The sequence below is a fragment of the Streptomyces sp. NPDC090499 genome (assembly GCF_044769305.1).
Classification (GTDB): domain Bacteria; phylum Actinomycetota; class Actinomycetes; order Streptomycetales; family Streptomycetaceae; genus Streptomyces.
Genome location: NZ_JBIVXP010000013.1, coordinates 195,818 through 215,406 on the forward strand (window position 1 = coordinate 195,818; position 19,589 = coordinate 215,406).

The following is a 19,589-nucleotide window of genomic DNA, read 5'->3' on the forward strand; positions in this document are numbered from 1 at the left end:
CGCCGCTACCGGGTGGGAGCGAACACCCGCTGCGCCGCGACCGCGGCGCCGCCGCGCGCCCACTCCTCGAACGGCAGGGGGCGGACCAGGAGATCGCAGTCCACCGCGGCGCCGAACGCCTGGTCCACGAACGCCTGCCGGATGTGGTCCGCGAACAGGTCGTAGGAGGCCACGCCCTCGCCGGAGATGATGATGCGTTCCGGTCCGATGAGGTTGGCCACGCACGCCAGGGCCAGACCCACGGCGCGGCCGGCACGGGCGAAGACCGCGCGGACGGTGGGGTCCCCGGCGTGCGCCAGGCGCACCGCGTCGTCCATGGTCAGCTTCGGGTCCCCGGTGGCCTGCCGGGCCTGCTCGGCGATGGCGTGGGTGGAGGCGACCGCCTCGACGCAACCGGTGTTGCCGCAGGTGCAGATCCGTTCGACGCCGGTCACCGGCAGATGCCCGATCTCGCCCGCCACGCCGTGCGCGCCGGAGACCACCCGGCCGCCGATGGAGAGTCCGGCGCCGATGCCCGCGCCGACCGTGACCAGGGCGAAGATCGACACGCCGACACCGGCGCCGAACCACTGCTCGGCCACGGTCAGGGCCCGCACGTCGTTCTCGATGACCGTGGGCGTGCCGGTGGCCTCCTCGACCAGCTGGGCCAGCGGCACCCGGCGCCAGTTGAGGAAGGGCGAGTACTGGACGGTCCCCAGCCGGCTGTCGACATCGCCTGAGATGGTGACTCCGATGCCGTGCAGGGCGTCCTCGCCCGCCAGGTCCGCCGCCGCCCGCAGCCGGTCCACAAGGCGGGCGATGGCCAGCACCACCGTCCCCACGTCCCGCGAGTCCAGCGCGACCCGGTGGGAGGCCAGCGGCCTCGCGGTCAGGTCGGCCAGCACACCGATGAGCTCCTCCCCGGTGACCTTCACGCCGGCGAACAGCGCGCGTTCGGCCCGCACCTCGACCAGCGTCGCCGGGCGGCCGTTCGTGCGCTCCGTGGTGGGCCGGCCGCCCTCGGTGATCCAGGCGTCGGCCATCAGCGAGGCGGCCGCCTTGGTGACGGCGCCCGGCGTCAGTCCGGTCCGCCGCCCGAGCTCGGCGCGGCTCAGCGGACCGTGCTGGAGCAGGGTCTGGAAGACGAGTGCGGCCGCGGGTGGCTGGTCGGCGAGGGTCATGGGACGACATTACCTTTCCCTAGGAAAGTAATTCAAGGGCCAAACATCCGCTCTCTTGGCTGAAAACTCGCAGGTCATGTAAGGGCGGCTGGCTGAAACCTCGACGCCGTTTCCCTAAAGGTCGGAGTTCTCTGCCCTGCCGACTATGTTGACGTTGGAAGGAAACTGCGCCTACATTCGCCGCACTCCTCGTCGGGGCGGACGGGACGGTCAGGCACCGGTGAGGAGCGTGGCCCCCACCCACGTGCCCGTTGGTCCCAGCGAACCCCTCGGTGAAGTCCCGGGACGACCGCGCCGAGAGGCTCCCCGCACCACCACACCTCAGGCGGAAGCCCGCCTGCAGCCGCGCCCAGACGGAGTACATCCATGGCTCGTCCAGCTCTGCCCACACGTCTGAGAACCATCACCTGCCTCTCCGCGCTCGTGGCGGCGCTCGTCGTGCCCGCCTCGGCGCGGGCCGCGAGCACCGCGGACGCCGCGGGGGCCCCGGCGTCCGGCGCCACGGCCTCGCCCGTCGTGGCCGCCAAGCCGTACATGGGCTACAGCACCTGGAGCGTCGAATCCACCAACTTCGGCGGCTACGGCGGTGACTGGCTCACCGAGTCGCACGTCCTCCAGCAGGCCGGCGTGCTCTCCTCGAAGCTGAAGTCCCACGGCTACGACTACGTCAACGTCGACGCCGGCTGGAACGACCCCAAGGGCGACGCCTACGCCCGGCCGACCCCGAACCTGACCAAGTTCCCGCACGGCATGAAGTACCTTGCGAACCAACTCCACAGCAAGGGACTGAAGTTCGGCCTCTACCTCGCGGTCGGTCTCTACCAGCAGGCGTACAACGACGGCAAGACGCCCATCTACAACGCCCCGGGCTGCACCACCAAGGACATCGTCTACCCGGACCTGCGCAAGACCAGCGGCTGGGACGACGTCTCCTACCAGCTGAACTTCTCCAGCCCCTGCACCACCAAGTACATCCAGTCCGAGGCCGACCAGCTGGCGTCCTGGGGCGTGGACTTCCTCAAGATCGACGGAGTGGGCCCCGGCTCCAACCAGGGCGACGACGCGCACAACAACGTCCCCGACATCCAGGCGTGGCACACCGCGCTGAAGAACACCGGCCGCCCCATCGAGTTCGTGCTGTCCTGGTCGCTCAGCCACAACAAGGCCGACGTCTGGAAGGCCAACTCCAACGGCTGGCGCGTCGACACGGACGTCGAGTGCTACTGCGACACGCTGGTCACGTGGAACAACTCCGTGAAGGCGCGCTGGAACGACGTCGTGCCGTGGATCGACGACGCGGGACCGGGCCACTGGAACAACCTCGACTCGCTCGACGTCGGCTCCGACGTGATGGACGGCATCAACCACACCGAGCGCCAGAGCTACATGACGCTGTGGGCCATCGAGTCGGCGCCGCTGTACATCGGCGACGACCTCACCAAGCTCGACAAGTACGGCCTGAAGCTGCTCACCAACGACGAGGTCATCGCCGTCGACCAGGCCGGCAACCCCGCCCGGCCGGTCAGCCAGAAGACCCCCCAGCAGGTCTGGTACGCCCGCAACGCCGACGGCAGCTACACCGTCGCCCTGTTCAACCTGGGCAAGGGCTACTCCGACGTGACCGCCGACTTCACCGACCTCGGCATCAGCGGCAAGGCCAAGGTCCGCGACCTGTGGAGCCACAAGAACCTCGGCTCGGCCGGCGGCAGCTTCAAGGCCAACCTGGCCCCGCACGGCTCCCGCCTGCTGCGCATCACGCCCGCCGCCACCGGCACCCACCCCGGCGTCCCGCTCAACGTGCACGGCACCGCCTCGGCCGCCGACAGCGTCTCGCTCGCCTGGACCAAGGTGAACACCGGTACGAAGACCACCGGTTACGACGTCTACGCGAACGGCACGAAGGCGGCCACCGTCACCGGCACCACCGCCACCGTGACCGGTCTGAAGGCCGGCACCGGCTACTCCTTCACCGTGGTCGCCCACGACGCGAAGGGGCGCAGGTCCCCGGCGAGCAAGGCGGTCCCCGTCACCACACCCGCGGCCGGCGGACCGGTCTCCCACGAGGCCGAGGCCTCCGAGAACACCCTCACCGGGAACGCCTCCGTCAACGACTGCTCCGCGTGCTCGGGCGGCAAGAAGGTCGGCAACCTCGGCGGCACCGGAACCGTGGCGGTCAACCACGTCACCGCACCCCGGGACGGCACGTACCTGATGAAGGTCGACTACACCGACGGATCCACCGGCCGCACGATGATCATCACCACCGGGGGCACCTCCTTCCAGCAGTTCCTGCCGGGCAGCAACGACAACAACTGGGGTCAGCCGAGTTCCGTCACCGTGCCCGTTCAGCTGAAGGCCGGCGACAACACGATCACCTTCGGCAACGCCTCGGACTACGCCTCCGACGTGGACCGGATCGTCCTCTGACGCTCCGTCGGAGCCTGTCCCCGACCGACGTTCCATCCGCCTGACATCCGAGGAGAGTGCCGTGGTGGTCACATCACAGGGCAAGCCCGAGCGGCCGGCCGCACCGCCGTCAGCCGCGGTGACCACCACGGCCACCGCCTCCGGCCCGGCCCCGCACGTCCGCAAGACCCGTACGCCCCGCAGGCCGGGCCGCTCCACACCGACCAGGTCCGCGGCGGCCCGCCGCCACGACCTGCCGGTCGCCCTCCTGCTGATCATCCCCTCCGTCGTCGGGTTCGCGGTCTTCTACGCCTATCCGACCCTGCGCGGCATCTACCTCAGCTTCACCGACTTCCACGTCCTGACCCCGCCGAACTGGGTGGGACTGGCCAACTTCCACGAGATGTTCGGCGACGACGTCTTCTGGCACTCCCTGCTCGTCACCGTCTACTTCGTGGTCCTGGCCGTCGTCTTCGGCACCCTGGCCTCGCTGGTGACGGCGGTGGTGCTGCACCGGGTGACCAAGTCGTCGACGCTGCGCGGCGTCATCCTGCTGCCGTTCCTGATCTCCAACGTCATCGCCGCCCTGGTCTGGCAGTGGATGCTCGACCCCTCCCTCGGCGTCATCAGCCTCGTCCTCCAGCACCTGACGGGCCACTCCATCCTCTTCTTCGGCAGCAGCGGCTGGGCGATCCCGTCCCTCGCCGCGATCAGCATCTGGAAGTGGATGGGCTACTACGCCCTGCTGATCTTCGCCGGACTGCAGACCATCCCGGCCACCATCTACGAGGCCGGCCGCGTCGACGGCGCGAGCGAGGTGCAGATGTTCCGCCGGCTCACCGTGCCGCTGCTGCGGCCCATCCTCGTCATGGTCGTCGTCCTCACGGTGATCAACTCGTTCCAGGTGTTCGACATCGTGCAGGTCACCACCCAGGGCGGCCCGGCCAACGCCTCGAACGTCCTGCAGATGTACATCTACAGCAAGGCCTTCCGGCAGTTCGACTTCGGCTACGCCGCGACCCTCTCGCTGGCCCTGTTCGCCCTGCTCATCACGGTCACCTTCACCCAGCTGCGGCTCGCCCGCGCGAGCGAATCCGACCTGAGCTGAAGGAGCCCGTCATGGCAGTCACCCTCGCCCCCGGCCGGACCGCCACCGCACAGCCCCGGCCCCCGAAGAACCCCCGCCGCCTCTCGCCCGGCCGGATCGTCGCCTGGACCTACCTCGGCATCGTCGTCCTCGTCACGCTCTTCCCGTTCTACTGGATCCTGCGCACCGCGCTGTCCAACAACTACGAACTGGCGACGCACCCCTCCTCGCCGCTGCCGGTCGGCTTCACCTGGGGCGCCTTCGAACGCGTCCTCGGAACGGCCTCCACCGCCGAAGCACAGGCCCAGGGCGGCTCCGGCGCCGCCATCGACATCGCGCTCTACCTGCGCAACTCGCTGATCTACGCGTCCGTGCAGACGGTGCTGATCGTGCTGTTCTCCGCGGCCGGCGCCTACGCGTTCTCCCGGCTGCACTGGCGCGGCCGCAACCTGGTCTTCAACATCCTCATCACCGCGCTGATGGTGCCCAGCGTGTTCACGCTGCTGCCCAACTTCGTCCTCGTCAAAGACCTCGGACTGACCAACACCTTCGCCGGACTGATCCTGCCCGGAGCGCTCTTCCAGGCGTTCACGCTGTTCTTCCTGCGGCAGTTCATGCTCGGCCTGAGCACCGAGGTCGAGGAGGCCGCCATCCTCGACGGCGCCGGACCGCTGCGGATCTTCTTCCGGATCGTCCTGCCGATGTCCTCCGCCCCCATCGCGACCGTGTCGCTCCTGATGTTCGTCAACGCCTGGAACGACTACTTCTGGCCGCTGCTGATCACCAACAGCCAGGACGTGCAGCCGCTGACCCTCGCGCTCGGCGTCTTCAAGCAGTCCTCGCCGCAGGCCGCCCCCGACTGGGCGGGGCTGATGGCCGCCGCCCTGGTCGCGGCGCTGCCGATGCTGCTGCTGTTCGTCGCCTTCGGCAAGCGCATCGTCAACTCCATCGGTTTCTCCGGCCTCAAGTGAGCGCCCGCACACCGCGATTGGACGACACCGTCATGCACTCCAGCGACCTGGTGCTGAGCTGGCCCGCGCCCGCGGCCGACTGGACCGAGGCCGCTCCCGTCGGCAACGGCAGGATCGGCGCGATGTTCTTCGGCGGCGCCGGCCGGTCCCGGATCCAGATCAACGACTCCACCGTCTGGTCCGGCACCCCCGGCGGGCCGGCCGCCGCCCTCGCCGCGCTCCGCGCCCAGGGGGCCGGCCCGGGGCGGCTCGAAGAGGTCCGCGCCGCACTCCGCGCCGGCGACCAGGACACGGCCGAGTCGCTGCTGATGACCTTCGAGGGGCCCTACACCCAGGAGTACCTCCCCTACGCCGACCTGCACCTGACCGTGCCGGGCGGCGAGCGGGCCGCCTACCACGGCAGGACGCTCGACCTGGACACCGCCGTGGCCGAGGACGGCTTCGGCCTCGACGGGACCGCCGTCCGGCGCCGGGTCTGGGCCGACGCCGTCACCGGCGCCCTGTGCACGACACTGGACGCGGCCGGCGGCACCGTGGACCTGTCCGTCGAACTGTCCACCCCCCTGCGCGAGGTACTGCGCACGGTCGCCGTCGACGGCATCACCCTCGGCATCGGGATACCGGCGGACGGCGCCCCCGCCCACGAGCCCGAGGTCGCCGAGCCGCTGTACTACGCGGACGGTCCCGTCGACGGCTACGACCCCTTCGGTGCCCTCGCGCTCACCCTGCACACCGACGGCACCACGGCCCTGGACGACGAGGGCGGCCTGCTGGTCACCGGCGCCACCCACGTCCTGCTCACCCTCGCCAGCTCCACCGCCGCCGACCGGCACTGGCGCGGGGCCGCGGCCGTCGGCCGCGCCGCCCACCTGGCCGCGGCCGGGGCCGCCGCCGCGCGGGCCGCCGCCCAGGGCGCCGACCGCCTCCTCAAGGACCACGAGGCCGACGTACGCGCCCTGCTCGGCGCCACCAGCCTGCGCATCGGACCGCGCCGCTCCGGCACCTACGACGTCGCCCGCGACATCCTCGACGGCGGCGACGAACTCCTCACCGCCACCGTGCTGTTCCAGCTCGGCCGGCACCTGCTGGCCACCGCCTCCCGCCCGCACACCGGCCCCCCGGCCAACCTCCAGGGCATCTGGAACGCCGACCTGCGCCCCGCCTGGTCCTCCAACTACACGATCAACATCAACACCCAGATGAACTACTGGGGCGCGGAGGCGGTGGGCCTCGGCGCCTGCCACCAGCCCCTGTTCGACCTGCTCGACCGGGTGGCCGCCCAGGGCGCGCAGGTGGCACGGCAGTTGTACGGTGCGCGGGGCTGGGTCGCACATCACAACACCGACCCGTGGGGCTGGGCACTGCCGGTCGGCATGGGACACGGCAACCCCTCCTGGGCGCTGTGGATGATGGGCGGCGCCTGGCTGTCCCAGCACCTGTGGGACCACTACGACTTCACCCGCGACCCGGACTTCCTGCGCGAGCGGGCCTGGCCGCTGCTCAGCGGATGCGCCGAGTTCCTCCTCGACTGGCTCGTCGACGACGGCGCCGGCCGGCTGGACACCCTGCCGTCCACCTCGCCGGAGAACCTCTTCCTGGCCGACGGCACCCCGAGGTCCCTGACCCGGTCCGCCACCATGGACCTGGCGCTGATCCGGGCCACCTTCGAACGAACCCTCGAGGCGGCCGAGCTGCTGGGCCTGGACACCCCGCTGACCGGCGAGATACGCGCCGCGCTGCCCCGGCTGCGCCCGCTGCAGGTCTCGGCCGCGGGCCGGCTCCAGGAGTGGGCCGAGGACCACACCGAGGCCGACCCGCACCACCGTCACCTCTCGCACCTGATCGCCGTCCACCCGCTCGGCCTGGTCGGCCCCGACACGGCCCCCGAACTGGCCGCCGCGGCTCGCAGGTCGATGGACCGCCGCGGCCCCGGCGCGATGGGCTGGTCCTGGTCCTGGAAGATCGTCCTGCGGGCCTGGCTGCGCGACGCCGCGACCGCCCGCTCGCTGTTCCTCGAAGCCGCCCGCCCGCTCGACGGCGACTTCGCGGTCGACGCCCCCGTGGACGGCTCCCGCTGGGGCGGCCTGCTGCCCAACCTCTTCTCCACCCACCCGCCGTTCCAGATCGACGGCAACTACGGACTCATGGCGGCCATCGCCGAGATGGTGCTGCAGAGCCACACCGGCGCCCTCCACCTGCTGCCCGCCCTGCCCGCACAGTGGGCCGACGGCGAGGCCCGGGACCTGCGCTGCCGCGGCGGCCTCGCCGTCGACTTCGCCTGGACCGAGGGCGAGTTGACCGGCGCCACCGTGCGCAGGCTGACCGGCGACGCGACCGCGACCGTACGGATCCGGCACCGGGACGACGAGAGCGCACTGCTGCTCCCGGCCGGTCACCAGGTCGAACTGGACGCCCGGCTGCGCCCCCGAGGGGAGCCGGTGCCGTGCTGACCGAACAGGACGTCCCCGAACTGTTCGCCTACCGCAGCGCCTACCGGGAACCGGAGGACTTCGACACCTTCTGGAAGGGCACCCTCGCCGAGGCCCGCGCCGAGCGGGAGCCCGTACTGGAACTCACCGAGGTCCCCGCCGGCCTGGAGACGGTCGACGTCTTCGATGCCGTCCTGCCCGGCTTCGGCGCCCACCCCGTCCGCGCCTGGCTCCGGATGCCCCGCCACCGCCGCGGACCGCTGCCCGCGGTCGTCCAGTTCCACGGCTACGGCAGCGGGCGCGGCACCCCCCTCGACGACCTGCTGTGGGCGTCCGCCGGGTACGCCCACCTGCTGGTCGACGCCCGCGGCCAGGGCGGCGCCTGGGCTGGCGGGGGAGCGACCCCCGACCCGGTCGGCAGCGGCCCCGCCCACCCCGGCTTCCTCACCCGCGGGATCGAGGACAAGGACACCTACGTCTACCGCCGGGTGTTCACCGACGCCGTCCGCGCCGTCGACGCCCTGCGCGCCCGCACCGACCTCGTGGACCCGGACCGGGTCGCCCTCGTCGGCCCCAGCCAGGGCGGCGGCATCGCCCTCGCGGTGGCCGGACTCGTACCCGCACTGGCCGCCGCCCACTTCCAGGCGCCGTTCCTCTGCGACATCCGGCAGGCCACCCGGCTCACCTCCGCCGAACCCTACGCCGAGATCGTCGGCTACCTGGCTGCCCGCCGGGACCGGGTGGAACAGACCTTCGGCACCCTCGGCTACTTCGACGGCCTCGCCTTCGCCCGCCGCGCGAGCGCCCCGGCCTGGTTCTCCGCCGGACTGCGCGACGAGGTGTGCCCCCCGGTCACCGCGGTCGCCGCCTACCACGCCTACGCCGGCCCCAAGGAGCTGCGGCTGTGGGAGTTCAACGGCCACGACGCCGGCGGACCCGACGACCTGGCCGTCGCCCTCGGCGCGTTCGGCGCGCTCCTCAAGACGTCGTCCCACCCCGCGGTGCTGCCGTCCCCAGCACCCACCGCGTCCTCCCGAAAGAAGGAACGATGAGAAGAGACACGAGACTTCGCAGGACGGTCGCCCTGGGCGCCACGCTCACCCTGGCCGCCGTGCTCTCCGCCTGCTCGAACGGCTCGTCCTCCGCCGGCGGCTCCAAGACCGTCAACTGGTGGACCTGGGACGACAAGCAGGCCGCCGCGTACAAGGTGTGCGCCACGGACTTCGAGAAGGCCAACCCCGGCACCACGGTGAAGATCACGCAGTACAACGTCAACGACTACTTCACCAAGCTGACCGCCGGGTTCGTGGCCGGCACCGCGCCCGACGCCTTCCAGAACAGCGTCCAGTTCTTCCAGGCGTACGCCTCCCAGCACCAGCTGCTGGCGATGGACGACTACATCGCCAAGGACAAGTTCGACCTGTCCCGGTTCTCGGTCGGTGTGGACGCCTGGAAGTACACCGACGGCAAGCAGTACGCGCTGCCGCTGGACTGGGCGGCGTCCGGCGTCTACTTCAACGAGGACGCCGTCAAGAAGGCCGGGTACACCGACCAGGACGTCAAGGCGCTGAACTGGAACCCCGACGACGGCGGCACCCTGGGCAAGATGATCGCCCACCTGACGATCGACACCAAGGGACGCCGGGGCGACGAGAAGGGCTTCGACAAGTCCCACATCAGGACCTACGGCTACGGGCAGGTCGCGTCGAAGGACTTCATCGGCCAGTTCACCTGGAACCCGCTGGTCAGCACCACGGGCTGGCGGCTGGGCGACAAGACCACCTGGCCGACGGTGTTCAACTACGCCGACCCGCGGTTCGTGAAGACCATGGACTGGATCCGCTCCCTGACCGACAAGGGTTACGCGCCCAGGATCGGGCAGTTCAACGACAGCGTCAGCGACGTCGACCTGCTCTCCTCCGGCAAGGTCGCCATGGAGACCGGCGGTTCGTGGGAGGCCTCCACCTTCGTGAAGATCCCCGGTATCAAGGTCGGGATCGCCCCCACCCCCTACGGCCCCGACGGCACGACCAGGTCCGTGCTCAGCAACTCCAACGGGAACAACATCTGGGCCGGCACCAAGAACCCCGACCTGGCCTGGAAGTGGGTCTCGTACATGGGCAGCGAGGCCTGCCAGTCCAAGGCCTCCCTGACCGGTACCTTCTTCCCGTCGATCCCGGCGTCCATGGACGCCTCGGCCAAGGCGCTGGCCAAGACGGGCGTGGACCTGTCCGTCTTCACGGACATGATCAAGGACAAGGTCCTCTACCCGTCCCCGGTCTACGGCAACGGCGCCGCCCTGCAGGACGCGTTCCAGCCGCTGTTCCAGGCCTACTTCGCCGGCCAGAAGAACGACTCCGTCTTCACGGACATGCAGGACCAGAGCAAGCAACTGCTCGCCAAGAAGTGACCCTGCCCCCGCCCAGCCACCGTCCGGCCGCCGGACGGGCCCGCCTGAACCGGGCCCGTCCGGCGGCCGGGCGACCCGAAAGGACTCTGCATGTCGGACAGCACGGCGCGGATCCACATCCTGCGCGCGGCGGGCACCGCCCTCGTCGTGGAGCTCACGGAACCGGTGCCCAGGGTCCTGCACTGGGGGGCAGACCTCGGTGACCTGTCGCAGGACGCCCTGACCGCGCTCGCCCTGACCGGTGAACCCGCCGTGCTCAACAACTCCATCGACATCCCGCGCCGGTTCACCGTCTGGCCCACCGAGGCGGACGGCTGGTCCGGCACCCCGGCCCACGAGGGCCATCTCGCCGGCGCCTTCACCGCGCCCCGGCTGACCCTGGCGGACAGCTCGTACCGCCCGGACCCGGCGGGCGGCGAACTGGCCCTGCACCTCACCGACCCCGGCGCCGGACTCGACGCCACCGTCACCTACCGGCTGGAGCCCTCGGGCGTGCTCGGGGTGCGCACCACGCTCACCCGCCGCCCGGACGCCGGCCCGGAGTCGTACGACCTGGCGCAGGTCACGACCCTGCTGCCGCTGCCCCGGCGGGCCGCGGAGATCCTCGACTTCACCGGCAAGTGGAGCCGGGAGCGCTCCCCCCAGCGGCGGCCGCTGGGCTTCGGCACCCACAGCCGGGAGATCCGGCGCGGCAAACCCGGCCTGGACTCGCCGTACCTGATGGCGGTCGGCGTGCCCGGATTCGGCTTCGGCGCCGGGGAGGTCTGGGCCGTCCACGTGGCCTGGAGCGGCGACCAGCGGTATCTGGCCGAGCAGTTGCCGGAGGGCGCGGGTACCCATGCCGGGGTGCTCGGCGGCGGCGAACTCCTGCGGGCGGGGGAGATCCGGCTCGCCCCCGGCGACACGTACACCGCCCCGGTCTGCCACTTCGCCTGGTCCGACCAGGGACTGGACGGACTCGCCGACCGCTTCCACACCCTGCTGCGGGCCCGTCCGGCCCATCCGCGCGGGCCCCGCCCGGTGATCCTCAACAGCTGGGAGGCGGTGTACTTCGACCACGACCTGGACCGGCTGCTGCGGCTGGCCGACAAGGCCGCCGAGGTCGGCGTCGAACGGTTCGTGCTGGACGACGGCTGGTTCCGGGGCCGTCGTTCGGACGACGCGGGACTCGGCGACTGGACCGTCGACCCCGTGGTGTGGCCGGAGGGGCTGACCCCGCTGGTGGACCATGTGCGCTCGCTCGGCATGGAGTTCGGGCTGTGGGTGGAGCCGGAGATGGTCAACCTCGACTCCGACCTGGCCCGCGAGCACCCCGGCTGGGTGCTCGGCCCGGCCCGCGGGGTCGGCCCGTCCGCCCGCCACCAGCACGTACTGGACCTCTCCAACCCCGACGCCTGGCAGTACCTGCTCGACTCGCTGGACGCCCTGGTGGAGAAGTACGGCATCGCCTACCTCAAGTGGGACCACAACCGCGAACTCCACGAGAGCGTGCACGGCACCGCCGAGCGTCCCGTGGCACACGCCCAGGTGACGGCTCTCTACCGGCTGGTCGACGCGCTCCGCGAGCGGCACCCCGCGCTGGAGATCGAGAGCTGCGCCGCCGGCGGCGGCCGGATCGACCTCGGCATCCTGGAGCGTACCGACCGGGTCTGGGCCTCGGACTGCAACGATCCCGTGGAACGCCAGGCCATCCAGCGCTGGACCGGGCAGCTGCTGCCCCCCGAACTGGTCGGCACCCACGTCGGCCCGCGCACCAGCCACACCACCGAGCGGGTCGGCTCCGACCCGCTGCGGCTGGCCACCGCGCTGTTCGGGCACGCCGGCATCGAACAGGACCTCACCCGCTGCGCACCGGAGGAACTCGCCCGCCTCACCGCCTGGACCGCGCTCCACCGCGAGCTGCGCCCGCTGCTGCACGGCGGCCGCACGGTCCGCGCCGACCTCGCCGACGACTCGACGCTGCTGCACGGGGTGGTGGCGTACGACGGTTCGGCCGCCCTCTACTGCTGGGCGAGGCTCGCGACCTCTCCGGAGGGCCAGTACGGGCGGGTGCGGCTGCCCGGCCTCGCTCCGGGGGAGGCCTACCGGGTGCGGGTGCGCACCGAGCTGGGCCTGCCGTCCTTCCACCAGGTGGCGGGGCCCGCCTGGCTGTCCGCGGCCCTCGGCGACGGGCTGACCCTGCCCGGTTCCGTTCTCACGGTCGCGGGGCTGCCGCTGCCGAACCTCAACCCCGGGCAGGCCCTGCTGCTCGACCTCGCGAGGGTCACGCCCGCGTGATCCGGCGGCAACGGCCGTGCCTCGCCCGTGATTCGAAGGTCTCAACAACCTCACAGAGAATCTTCAGGTCATTCCTGTTTCTTTTATTGACAGCGGAAATTAAGGGCCATAGGTTCCCGGCCATGCGCTCGACCACCCGTGGCGAAACGTTTCCGGTGTCCACGCCGGCCGCCTCGCAGATCTTCACCACGGTCCTGTCCCACGGCCCCCTCACCCGGCTGGAGGCGGCCCGCCGGGCCGGGCTGTCCCCGGCCGCCGTGACGAAGGCGGTCCGGCCGCTGCTCGCGGCCGGATACCTGGCCGAGGACGCCGGCGACGGGGGCAGGCCCGCGCTCGGACGGCCCGCGAACCTGGTGCGGGTCGACGGCGGGCGCGCCCTGTTCATCGGCGTCAAGGTGACCGGCGACGCGGTCATCGCCGTCCTCACCGACCTGTGCTGCCGGATCCGGCTGGCCCGGCGGCTGCCCGTCACCGACCGCGCGGTGCGGGCCGTCCTCGCCTCCGTCGCCGAACTCACCCACGAACTGCGCGCCGAGGCGGCGGACTTCGGCGCCCCGGTCCTCGGCCTCGGGATCGCGGTCTCCGGAGACGTGGACCGGGCCGAAGGGGTGGCGCGCTACTCGCCGTTCCTGGACTGGCGGGGTGTTCCCCTCGCCGAACTCGCCGCCCTGACCACGGGGTTGCCGGTCGTCGTCGAGAACGACGTGCGGGCGCTCACCGTCGCCGAGCAGTGGTTCGGCGCCGGCGCCGGGCTCTCGGACTTCGCGGTGGTCACCGTCGGGGCGGGCATCGGCTGCGGACTGGTGGTCCACGGCCGGCTGGTCGCCGGTGCCCACGGCGTGGCCGGCGAGATCGGGCACGTGGCGATCGACCCGGCCGGACCGCTCTGCCACTGCGGCAACCGCGGCTGCGTGGAGGCGATCGCGGGGGACGCCGCGATCGTCGCCCGCGTCCGGCAGGTGACGGGACGTGAGGTCGCCGGCCCGGCCGAGGCCGCGGCCCTCGCCCACGCGGGCGTCGCCGGGGCCCGGGAGGCGTACGCCCGGGCCGGCGAGGCCATCGGCCGGGGCATCGCCACCGTGGCCAACCTGTTCGGCCCCGAGCGCGTGATCATCTCCGGCGAGGGCCTGGCCGCCCACGACCTGTTCGCTGGGCACATCCGGGACGCGTTCACCGCGGCCGCCTTCGGCTCCGCCGCGCGGTGCGACGTCCGGACCCGCCCGCTCCCGTTCGAGGAGTGGGCCCGCGGAGCCGCGGCCACCGCGATCCATTCCTTCGTCACCCCCACTCCCCAGGGCTGAGCCGCCCACGACCCCCGAACCCAGGAAGCAGGGCCCATGAGGTCACCGTCGTACCCCCATCTGCCCGCACGCGGGCTGAGAGCCGTCCTCGTGCTCGCGCTCACCGCGGCCTTCGCCGCCGCCGTGCCCGCCGCCGAGGCCCAGACCCCCGCCCCGATCGCCGCCAAGCCCTACATGGGCTGGTCCAGTTGGAGCATGCAGTCGTCCAAGTATCCCGGCCTCAACGACCAGGGCGACTACAGCTACCTCACCGAGGCGAACGTCCTCAAGCAGACCGACGCCCTGGCGAGCAAGCTGAAGAAGTACGGCTACGACTACGTCAACATCGACGCCGGCTGGTGGATGGACTGGAACTGGAAGCAGGGCTACGACCAGTACGGCCGCCAGAAGGCCGACCCCGCCCGCTTCCCCAGCGGCATGAAGGCCGTCGCCGACCACATCCACGCCAAGGGCCTCAAGGCCGGGATCTACCTCCCCGCGGGCCTGGAGAAGGGCGCGTACGGCGACGGGAAGACACCGGTCTGGAACGCCGAGGGCTGCACCACCGCCGACATCGTCTATCCCGACCTGCGCACCACCAACGGCTGGGACAGCTCGTACAAGCTCGACTTCGACAGGCCGTGCGCGCAGAAGTACATAGACTCCCAGGCCCAGCTGATCGCCGGCTGGGGCTACGACTTCCTCAAGCTCGACGGCGTCGGCCCCGGCTCCGGCAAGAGCGGCGACCAGTACGACAACGTCGCCGACGTCGCCGCCTGGCACCGGGCGATCGCCGACACCGGCCGCCCGATCCACCTGGAAGGCTCCTGGTCCCTGGACTACGGGCACGCGGCCGACTGGCAGAAGTACACCAACGGCTGGCGCATCGACACCGACGTCGAGTGCTACTGCAACACCCTGGTCAGCTGGGAGAACTCCGTCGACGACCGCTGGGACGACACCCCCGCCTGGACCGGCAAGGCAGGCCCCGGCGGCTGGAACGACCTCGACTCCCTCGACGTCGGCAACGGCGCGATGGACGGCCTCACCAAGGCCGAACGGCAGAGCTACGCGACACTGTGGGCCATCGCCAAGTCACCCCTGTTCACCGGCGACGACATCACCAGGCTCGACGACTACGGCCTCTCCCTGCTGACCAACCGCGAGGTCATCGGCGTCGACCAGAGCGACAACCCGCCGGCCCGGCCGGTCACCCCGTCCGACCCGCAGCAGGTCTGGGCCGCGAAGAACGCCGACGGCACGTACACGGTCGCCCTCTTCAACCTCGGGTCCTCGCCCGCCGCGGTAACCGCCGACTGGACGGCGCTCGGCTTCACCGGCAGGGCGTCGGTGCGGGACCTGTGGAACCACGAGGACCTCGGCAGCTTCCAGAACAAGATCACCGAGGCGCTGCCCGCGCACGGCTCCCGCCTGTTCACCGTGACGCCGAAGGGCAGCGCGCTCGCCTCCACCGGGTACGAGGCCGAGGCGAGCGGCAACACCCTGAGCGGCAACGCCTCCGTGGCCGGCTGCGACGCGTGCTCCGGCGCGAAGAAGGTCGGCAACCTCTACCTCGGCGGCAAGCTGACCTTCAACAACGTCGTCGTCGACAAGGCCGGCACCTACCTGGTCAAGGTCGCCTACGTCAGCGGCGACTCCCGGCCGGCCACCGTCTCGGCCGACGCCGGGGGCGGCACCGGCCACAAGTTCCCGTCCACCGGGGACTGGGGGACGGTGGCGAGCGTGAGCGTGCCGGTGACGCTGAAGGCCGGGACGAACACCATCAGCTTCGACAGCGGGTCGGGGTACGCGCCGGACATCGACCGGATCGACGTTCCCACGTCACCCCGGTAAGCCGCCCCGGTACGTGCGCCGTCGGGAACTGCGCTCCGGTGGGGGCCGGTCGCGCAGTTCCCGCGCCCCCTGACGGGGCGCCCCCCTCACGGACGTTGGATTGGAACCCCATGGACAACCACCCCAGCCGCCGCGGTTTCCTCGCTCTGGCCGCCGCCACCGGAGCCCTCGCCGGGCTCCCCGCCTTCACCGCCTCCGCCGCCCCGGTGCGGTCCACCGCGCCGCTCGCCGCTCCCCGGCACCAGCTCTGGTGGCAGGCGCCCGCCGACGACGGTTCGATGATCACGCAAGGCCTTCCCGTCGGGAACGGCCGGCTCGGTGCGCTCGCGAGCAACGACTCCGGCCGTGAGCTCCTCCTGGTCACCGACGCCACGTTGTGGACCGGCGGGCTCAACGACACCCTCGACTCCGACGGCCAGTTCCCCTACGGCCGCGCCGACTTCGGCTCCCTCACCCTCCTCGCCCGGCTCACCGTCGAGATACCCGACCACGACCTGGGCGCCGTCTCCGGCTACCGCCGCACCCTCGACCTCGACAACGGCGTGGTGACGGCCTCCTACGTCCGCTCCGGAGTGACGTACCGGCGGCAGATCTTCGCCAGCCGCCCGGACGACGTGATCGTGCTGCACTTCGGCCAGGACGGCGGCGGGCGCTACACCGGCACCATCACGCTGGAAGGCACCCACGGGGAGACCGGCGGCACGGCCGAGTCGTTCGCCGGGTCCTTCGCCAACGGACTGGAGTACGGGGCCGCCGTCAAGGCGTACGGCAGCGGCGGCAGCGTGCGGGTGAGCGGCTCGCACATCACCTTCACCGACTGCCGCGAGCTGACCGTCGTCCTCAGCGGCGGCACCGACTACGCACCGGACGCCGCCGCCCACTACCGTGACCCCTCCGTGAACCCGCAGGCGCTCGCCCGCACCAAGGTCAAGGCGGCCGCCCGGCACTCGGCGGACTCGCTGCTGCGCACCCACGCCGCCGACCACCGGGCGCTGTTCGGGCAGTTCGACCTCTCGCTCGGCACCTCGACGGCCGAGCAGCGCGAGCTCGACACCTGGGCGCGCATCCAGGCGCGCGCCGACACCGGCGACCCCGACCCGGAACTGGAGGCCGCCTACGCCCAGTTCGGCCGCTACCTGATGATCGCCGGCTCGCGTGACAGCCTGCCGATGGGTCTGCAGGGCATCTGGCTGGACGGCAACGACCCGGACTGGATGGGCGACTACCACACCGACATCAACATCCAGATGAACTACTGGATGTCCGACCGGCTGGGCCTGTCCCAGTGCTTCGACGCCTACACCGACTACTGCGTCGACCAGCTCCCCTCCTGGACCGACCTCACCCGGCGGCTCTTCCAGGACTCCCGCAACCGCTACCGCAACTCCAGCGGCAAGGTCGCCGGCTGGACCGTCGCCATCTCCACCAACCCCTTCGGCGGAGGCGGCTGGTGGTGGCACCCGGCGGGCAACGCCTGGCTGTGCCAGAGCCTCTGGGAGCACTACGAGTTCACCCGGTCCCGCGCCCACCTGGAGAAGATCTACCCCCTCCTCAAGGGTGCCTGCGAGTTCTGGGAGGCGCGACTGCTCACCACCACCCTGGACGACGGCAAGGAGGTGCTGATCGCCGACAGCGACTGGTCACCGGAGCAGGGGCCGCTGGACGCCAAGGGCATCACCTATGCTCAGGAACAGGTGTGGATGCTGTTCGGCAACTTCCGGACTGCGGCCGCCGAGCTGAAGAGGGATGCTGGATACGCGGGCACCATCGGCGAGCTCCGCGACCGCCTCTACCTGCCGGTGGTGAGCCCCAAGACCGGCTGGCTGGAGGAGTGGATGTCCCCGGACAACCTCGGCGAGACCACCCACCGCCACCTCTCGCCGCTGATCAACCTCTTCCCCGGCGACCGGATCCGCCCCGACGGCTCGACCCCCGCCGACATCGTCAAGGGCGCCACCGCACTGCTCACCGCACGCGGCATGGACAGCTTCGGCTGGGCCAACGCCTGGCGCTCGCTGTGCTGGTCCCGGCTGAAGGACGCCGACAAGGCCTACCAGCTCGTCGTCCGCAACCTCCGGCCCTCCGCCAACGGCAGCAACGGCACGTCACCGAACCTCTTCGACATCTACCAGGTCGAGGAAGGCCGGGGCATCTTCCAGATCGAGGCCAACTTCGGCACGCCGGCCGCCATCGCCGAGATGCTGCTGTACTCGCGGCCGGGGCACCTGGAACTGCTGCCCGCCCTGCCCGACGCCTGGGCCGCCGCCGGTTCGGTCACCGGAGCGGGCGCCCGTGGCGGCTTCGTGGTGGACCTGGACTGGCGGGACGGCAAGCCCACCCGGGCCCGGATCCGCAGCGTCGGCGGCCGCACCACGACGGTCGCCTACGGCGGGACGTCCCGGACGGTGACGCTCAAGCCCGGCCAGTCCGTCACGCTGAGGGACCTGGTGCGGTGACCGGCGGGCTCGCACGGGCGGGTGGCCGACTGGCCGCCTTACTGATGGTCGGGGCCGTCTGCCAGACCGGGTCCGCCGGTGCCACCGGCCCCGGCCCCGGCCCGATCGCGCCCGCCCAGGGGGCCGCCGTCCAGGCGGCCCCCGCCCGGCCGGACATCGTCACCTGGGGGGCGAGCGCCGACCGGATGGGACAGGGCACCCCCGACCGCGGCTACCGGCTGGTCGTGCACACCAGCGCAGCCGGCACCGGTCTGCGGGTCCGCGTCTCCAACGCCTTCGGCGACCGGCCGCTGACCCTGGACAGCGTCTACGCCGGAATCCAGCGCGCGGGCGCCGCCCTCGAGCCGGGCAGCAACAGGCGGCTGGCCTTCGACGGCGCCCGCACGGTCAGCGTGCCGGCCGGCGCCACCGCGTGGAGCGACCCGCTGCCCGGCACCCTGCCCGCCGGCAGCAACCTGGTCGTCAGCCTGCACAGCCCGGACGCGGCCGGCCCCGCCACCGGCCACGGCATGGCCATGCAGACCTCGTACGTCACCCAGGGCGACCACACCGCCGAGGAGAGCGCCGCCGGCTGGACCGACACCACCGGCTCCTGGTGGTACCTGGACTCGGTCGCGGTACGGCCGAAGAACCGGGACACCGGGGCGGTCGCGGCGCTCGGCGACTCCATCACCGACGGCTGGGCGTCCAGCGGCGACCAGAACCGGCGCTGGCCCGACTACCTCGCCCGCCGCCTCCAGAAGGCCGGCACCGAGGTCAAGGGCGTGGCCGACGAGGGGATCTCCGGCAACATGGTGCTCGCCGACGGCGCCGGCCAGGCGGCACTGAACCGGCTGGACCGCGACGTCCTCAGCCAGCCGGGCCTCCGTACCGTCTTCCTCTTCGAAGGGGTCAACGACATCAAGGCCCACACCGGGGTCACCGCCGCCGACCTGATCACCGGGTACCGGGAGATCGTCCGGCGCGCGCACGCGGCCGGGAAGTGCGTGGTCGCCTCGACCGTCGGGCCGTTCGAGGGCTGGCCGGAGTGGGACCGGGCGGGCGAGGCGGTACGCGGGCAGGTCAACCAGTACATCCGCACCAGCGGCGAGTTCGACGCCGTCGCCGACTTCGACCGGATCCTGCGCAGCCCCTACGACCAGGCGCGGCTGCTGCCGTTCCTGGACAGCGGCGACCACCTCCACCCCAACGACAAGGGCATGCAGGCCATGGCCGACTCCGTCGACCTGGCGAGCCTCGACTGCGACCGCTGAAACCCC

General features: G+C 71.7%; 12 protein-coding genes. 11 read left to right on the plus strand and 1 reads right to left on the minus strand.

Translation table 11 applies throughout. The features are described from left to right. Positions 1 to 5: 5 nt before the first annotated feature. The gene (locus ACIQVL_RS36860; protein WP_403437587.1) at positions 6 to 1,160 is read right to left on the minus strand and encodes an ROK family protein; all 1,155 of its coding nucleotides are present in this window, start codon (positions 1,158 to 1,160) and stop codon (positions 6 to 8) included. 366 nt (positions 1,161 to 1,526) lie between these two features. Here ACIQVL_RS36860 and ACIQVL_RS36865 point away from each other — a divergent pair, with 366 nt between their 5' ends. The 11 genes from ACIQVL_RS36865 (at position 1,527) to ACIQVL_RS36915 (ending at position 19,583) form a co-directional block, all read left to right on the plus strand. Further along, positions 1,527 to 3,587, plus strand: a complete 2,061-nt coding sequence (locus tag ACIQVL_RS36865) for a fibronectin type III domain-containing protein (protein ID WP_403437589.1) — start codon at positions 1,527 to 1,529, stop codon at positions 3,585 to 3,587. Positions 3,588 to 3,648: 61 nt separating this feature from the next. Then, positions 3,649 to 4,674: a carbohydrate ABC transporter permease gene (locus tag ACIQVL_RS36870; protein WP_403437591.1), complete on the plus strand. Its 1,026-nt coding sequence runs from the start codon at positions 3,649 to 3,651 to the stop codon at positions 4,672 to 4,674. Positions 4,675 to 4,685: 11 nt separating this feature from the next. After that, positions 4,686 to 5,624, plus strand: a complete 939-nt coding sequence (locus ACIQVL_RS36875) for a carbohydrate ABC transporter permease (RefSeq protein ID WP_403477509.1) — start codon at positions 4,686 to 4,688, stop codon at positions 5,622 to 5,624. A 32-nt stretch (positions 5,625 to 5,656) separates the two neighbouring features. Then, positions 5,657 to 8,074 carry a glycosyl hydrolase family 95 catalytic domain-containing protein gene (locus ACIQVL_RS36880; protein ID WP_403477510.1) on the plus strand — a complete coding sequence of 806 codons (2,418 nt, stop codon included), beginning with the start codon at positions 5,657 to 5,659 and terminating at the stop codon, positions 8,072 to 8,074. Beyond that, a complete protein-coding gene (locus tag ACIQVL_RS36885) occupies positions 8,068 to 9,105 on the plus strand; it encodes an acetylxylan esterase (RefSeq protein ID WP_403437595.1) in 1,038 nt (345 codons plus the stop codon). The genes ACIQVL_RS36880 and ACIQVL_RS36885 overlap by 7 nt, the downstream gene beginning before the upstream one ends. Then, positions 9,102 to 10,463 carry an ABC transporter substrate-binding protein gene (locus ACIQVL_RS36890; protein ID WP_403477511.1) on the plus strand — a complete coding sequence of 454 codons (1,362 nt, stop codon included), beginning with the start codon at positions 9,102 to 9,104 and terminating at the stop codon, positions 10,461 to 10,463. Before ACIQVL_RS36885 ends, ACIQVL_RS36890 begins: the two co-directional genes overlap by 4 nt. A 90-nt stretch (positions 10,464 to 10,553) precedes the next feature. Further along, positions 10,554 to 12,740: an alpha-galactosidase gene (locus ACIQVL_RS36895; RefSeq protein ID WP_403477512.1), complete on the plus strand. Its 2,187-nt coding sequence runs from the start codon at positions 10,554 to 10,556 to the stop codon at positions 12,738 to 12,740. Between the two features lie 122 nt (positions 12,741 to 12,862). Continuing rightward, entirely contained in the window at positions 12,863 to 14,041 is a 1,179-nt protein-coding gene (locus ACIQVL_RS36900) for an ROK family protein (protein ID WP_403477513.1), read from the plus strand. Between the two features lie 36 nt (positions 14,042 to 14,077). After that, entirely contained in the window at positions 14,078 to 15,874 is a 1,797-nt protein-coding gene (locus ACIQVL_RS36905; RefSeq protein ID WP_403477514.1) for an alpha-galactosidase D, read from the plus strand. Between the two features lie 110 nt (positions 15,875 to 15,984). Next, positions 15,985 to 18,330, plus strand: a complete 2,346-nt coding sequence (locus ACIQVL_RS36910; RefSeq protein WP_403477515.1) for a glycosyl hydrolase family 95 catalytic domain-containing protein — start codon at positions 15,985 to 15,987, stop codon at positions 18,328 to 18,330. Continuing rightward, the gene (locus ACIQVL_RS36915) at positions 18,327 to 19,583 is read left to right on the plus strand and encodes an SGNH/GDSL hydrolase family protein (protein WP_403477516.1); all 1,257 of its coding nucleotides are present in this window, start codon (positions 18,327 to 18,329) and stop codon (positions 19,581 to 19,583) included. The genes ACIQVL_RS36910 and ACIQVL_RS36915 overlap by 4 nt, the downstream gene beginning before the upstream one ends. The last annotated feature ends 6 nt before the right edge of the window (positions 19,584 to 19,589 follow it).

What these genes read in the sequence shown, in the direction of transcription:
- ACIQVL_RS36860 (WP_403437587.1), bottom strand. Translation starts at nt 1,160, where the DNA reads ATGACCCTCGCCGACCAGCCACCCGCGGCCGCACTCGTCTTCCAGACC.
- ACIQVL_RS36900 (WP_403477513.1), top strand. Translation starts at nt 12,863, where the DNA reads ATGCGCTCGACCACCCGTGGCGAAACGTTTCCGGTGTCCACGCCGGCC.
- ACIQVL_RS36865 (WP_403437589.1), top strand. Translation starts at nt 1,527, where the DNA reads ATGGCTCGTCCAGCTCTGCCCACACGTCTGAGAACCATCACCTGCCTC.
- ACIQVL_RS36910 (WP_403477515.1), top strand. Translation starts at nt 15,985, where the DNA reads ATGGACAACCACCCCAGCCGCCGCGGTTTCCTCGCTCTGGCCGCCGCC.
- ACIQVL_RS36905 (WP_403477514.1), top strand. Translation starts at nt 14,078, where the DNA reads ATGAGGTCACCGTCGTACCCCCATCTGCCCGCACGCGGGCTGAGAGCC.
- ACIQVL_RS36895 (WP_403477512.1), top strand. Translation starts at nt 10,554, where the DNA reads ATGTCGGACAGCACGGCGCGGATCCACATCCTGCGCGCGGCGGGCACC.
- ACIQVL_RS36875 (WP_403477509.1), top strand. Translation starts at nt 4,686, where the DNA reads ATGGCAGTCACCCTCGCCCCCGGCCGGACCGCCACCGCACAGCCCCGG.
- ACIQVL_RS36890 (WP_403477511.1), top strand. Translation starts at nt 9,102, where the DNA reads ATGAGAAGAGACACGAGACTTCGCAGGACGGTCGCCCTGGGCGCCACG.
- ACIQVL_RS36880 (WP_403477510.1), top strand. Translation starts at nt 5,657, where the DNA reads ATGCACTCCAGCGACCTGGTGCTGAGCTGGCCCGCGCCCGCGGCCGAC.